General features: G+C 72.8%; 3 protein-coding genes. 1 reads left to right on the top strand and 2 read right to left on the bottom strand.

The window, feature by feature from the left end; genetic code table 11:
• Positions 1-84 precede the first annotated feature (84 nt).
• Together LCD35_RS29595 and LCD35_RS29590 are read right to left on the bottom strand one after the other, a co-directional pair.
• Positions 85-588 carry a hypothetical protein gene (locus LCD35_RS29595; RefSeq protein WP_224960506.1) on the bottom strand — a complete coding sequence of 168 codons (504 nt, stop codon included), beginning with the start codon at positions 586-588 and terminating at the stop codon, positions 85-87.
• Positions 585-2,000 carry a wax ester/triacylglycerol synthase family O-acyltransferase gene (locus tag LCD35_RS29590; protein ID WP_224960507.1) on the bottom strand — a complete coding sequence of 472 codons (1,416 nt, stop codon included), beginning with the start codon at positions 1,998-2,000 and terminating at the stop codon, positions 585-587. The genes LCD35_RS29595 and LCD35_RS29590 overlap by 4 nt, the downstream gene beginning before the upstream one ends.
• Positions 2,001-2,068: 68 nt before the next feature.
• On the opposite strand from LCD35_RS29590, the gene LCD35_RS29585 reads away from it, so the two are divergent.
• Positions 2,069-2,830, top strand: a complete 762-nt coding sequence (locus LCD35_RS29585) for an RNA methyltransferase (protein ID WP_225045313.1) — start codon at positions 2,069-2,071, stop codon at positions 2,828-2,830.
• Positions 2,831-3,353: the final 523 nt, after the last annotated feature.

Below are 3,353 nucleotides of genomic sequence, written 5' to 3'. Positions count from 1 at the left end.
CCCCCCCCCCCCCCCCCCCCCCCCCCCCCCCCCCCCCCCCCCCCCCCCCCCCCCCCCCCCCCCCCCCCCCCCCCCCCGCCCGGGTCACATCAGTTCCAGCAGGAACGGAACCTCCTGCGGCGCGTACCAGGACAGCTCGTGGTCCTCGGCCTCGCCCAGCACGAACTCCGCGTCCGGGTCCCCCAGGTCCGCCGAGTCGATCACGCCGGCGGCGGCGCGCACCGCGTCCTCCGCGTCCGGCGAGTCCACGTGCACGGCCGCGACCTTCTTCCACGGCACCGGCCCGGACAGCCGCACCACCGCGTGGTCCAGGTCCGGGCGCAGCGCCACGTCCTCGACGTCGGCGGAGATCACCACCCGGCGCAGGTCCGCCTTCTCGTCCTCCGCGAGCTCGCTCGCGATCAGCCGCAACGAGGCCCGCGCGGCCTCGCGCATCGCGGCGTACTCCAGCTCCTCGGTGTCCCCCGCCGCGTACGACTCCCGCAGCGCGGGCGTCAACGCGAAACCGGTGCCGCTGAGCGGCTGGATCTGCTGGTCCTCCACCAGGCCGCGCGTCATGCGCACCGTGGCGGGCAGGTAAACCCTCATCCGTCGACCGTCCCGATCATCTCTTCCACTGACTCCCCGATCATGGCCGCGAGCACGTCCACATCGGACATGGCGTCCCGGTCCCCGTTCAGGCCGAAGTACACCCCTCCGTCGTAGGAGGTCACCCCGATCGCCAGCGACTGGTTCTTCGCCAGCGGCACCACCGGGAACATCTCCGTCATCTTCGCGCCCGCCGCGTACAGCGGTACCTGCGGGCCCGGCACGTTCGTCACCAGCACGTTGAACAACCGGTCCGAGAAGCCGTTGGCCACCCGCGCCCCCAACGCGTGCAGCGTCGGCGGGGCGAAACCGGACACGCCCACCAAGGCCTCCGCCGCCACCGAGCGGCCCGATTCGGCGTGCGCTCGCAACGCGTGGCTGATGTGGTGCAGCCGCAGCACCGGGCTCGGCTCCCCCACCGGCAAGTCCACCAGGTAGGCCGCCACCCGGTTGCCGTCCGCCCCGGAAACCTCGTCGGCGCCACCGGAATCCGCACCGCGCACCGACACCGGCACCATCGCGCGCAGCGTCGTCGAACCCGACACGACCTCGCCCCGGGACAGCAGCCAGTTCCGCAGCGCCCCCGCCACCACCGCCAGCACCACGTCGTTCACCGTGCCACCGTGCGACTGCCGGACCGCGCGGAAGTCGTCCAGCTTCGCCCTGGCCACCGCGAAGCGGCGTTGCGTCGACGTCGGCCCGTTCAGCGGCCCGCCCGGGGTGGGCACCGCCGCGGCCCGCACCGCCGAGGCGAGACCGCCGAGCGCCCCGGTCACCTTCCGCACCGTCGCCGCCACGTCCCCGACCGCCGAGCGGGCGTTCTCCACCACCTCGCCCGGACGCTGCACCGCCTCCGTCACCGCCTCCAGCACCAGCTGCGCGGGGCTCGGCTCCGGCCGCGGCATCCACAGGTCCTCGACCTCCTGCCGCTCCGGGGACGTCGACCGATCGAAGATCACCTGCCCGATGTCGAGCGCGCCGATCCCGTCCACCATCGCCTGGTGCGTCTTGGTGATCACCGCGACCCGGCTTCGGGACAAGCCCTCCACCAGGTACAACTCCCACAACGGGCGCTCCGGGTCCAGCTTGCGGGACATCAACCGGGCCACCAGCTCGTGCAGCTGCTCGTCCTTGCCCGGTTTCGGCAACGCGGACCGGCGCACGTGGTAGGTGATGTCGAAGTCCTGGTCGTCCACCCACACCGGGCGCGCCAGCTTCCCCGGCAACTGCCGCACCTTCTGCCGGTACCGCGGCACCATCGCCAGCCTGCGATCGATCATCGAGAGCACGTGGTCGTACTCGAACCCGCTGCGCGGCCTGCGGAACACCGCCACCCCACCCACGTGCATCGGCGTCGTGTGGTCCTCCAGGTACAGGAACGAGGCGTCGAGTGCGGAGAGGCGATCGGGCATGCCCGCGATACTGGCACACCATCGGCCTGCTCAGAGCGGTCGCGTCGCCTCGTGTGACACTGGACCGCGTGACCAGCACTACCTCACCCAAAGATCGGTTCGTCACCGTCTACGGCCGGAAACCGGTCCTGGAGGCGCTGTCCGACCTGGACCTGCGCGTCGACAAGGTGATCATCGCCGAGGGCATCGGCGGCCCCGCGATCAACGAGATCAAGGAAGCCGCCGCCGACCGCGCGGTGAAGGTGCAGCGCGCCAGCGCGCACCGGGTGAAGGTCCTCGCCGGCAACGGGCGGCACGACCAGGGCGTGCTCGCCGACGTGGTGGCGCGGAAGATGCGCCCGCTGGCCGACGCCCTCGACGACCCGGCTACCGCCCCGCGGCAGGTCCTGCTGCTGGACGGGCTCACCACGCCCGCGAACGTCGGCATGATCCTGCGGACCGCCACGGCCGCGGGCATCGACGGCATCATCGTTCCGCACCGCGGCGTCGCCGGGCTGGACCCGCTCGTCATCAAGGCCTCCGCCGGCGTCGCCTTCCACGCGCCGGTACTGCGCTGCACCACCGCCGGGGATGCCGCCGAGATGCTCACCGACGCCGGCTATCCGCTGTACGCGCTGGAGGCCACCGGGGCGGAGAGCATCTTCGAAGCCGACTTCGGTTCTCGGGCCGCGTTCGTGCTCGGCAGCGAAACGGCGGGGCTCTCCGAAGAGGTCGGTACCCGCATCGCGCAGCGGCTCGCCATCCCGATGCGGGGTGGTGTCGAATCGTTGAACGTGGCCAGCGCGGCCGCGGTGCTCTGCTTCGAGCTGCTGCGGCGGCGCGGGGGCTGAGCTGCGGTTCTCCGCTTCGTCCTGGTGAAGCCCCGGTGCTGCGGCACGGCACCGGGGCTTTTTCCTGCTCGTTGTTCAAGTGCGGCTATTAGCAGTGAATGCGGCCTGGAGGCGCGTCGTTCGAGCCGGCCGCTTCGTCGGTGCGTGGGAATGTCCGCTGGCGCGCGGGGGCGACTTCGCCGGCGGGGCGAGGTTCAGCGCACGTTCGGCCGTTCGCCTGGGAGGAACGTCGTCGAAGATGCGAACGGGAGGCGTTGCGGCCTGCAAGCGGGACAACGGGGCCGGTAGCCAGAGGGTGGCGTCATGCCATCGTCGAAGACCAGGCCCCACCACCCGCACCCCAACGCCCCACCCGCTGGACCCGGTGCCGAGGTCCCCCGACGGGACACACGAAAAAAAAGGGGGCCGGGGGGGCCCCCCCCGGGGGGGGGGGCCCCCGGCGGGGGGGGGGGGGGCCCCCACCCCCCCCCCCCCCGCGCGGGGGGGGGGGGGGGGGCGAGACAAAAAGACGCGGGCGGGGGGG

This window comes from Saccharopolyspora sp. 6V, from assembly GCF_020176785.1.
Lineage (GTDB): Bacteria > Actinomycetota > Actinomycetes > Mycobacteriales > Pseudonocardiaceae > Saccharopolyspora_C > Saccharopolyspora_C gregorii.
Note: the sequence above shows the minus strand (reverse complement) of the source record. Positions and strands in the feature narration are given on the sequence as shown.

What these genes read in the sequence shown, in the direction of transcription:
- LCD35_RS29595 (WP_224960506.1), bottom strand. Translation starts at nt 588, where the DNA reads ATGAGGGTTTACCTGCCCGCCACGGTGCGCATGACGCGCGGCCTGGTG.
- LCD35_RS29590 (WP_224960507.1), bottom strand. Translation starts at nt 2,000, where the DNA reads ATGCCCGATCGCCTCTCCGCACTCGACGCCTCGTTCCTGTACCTGGAG.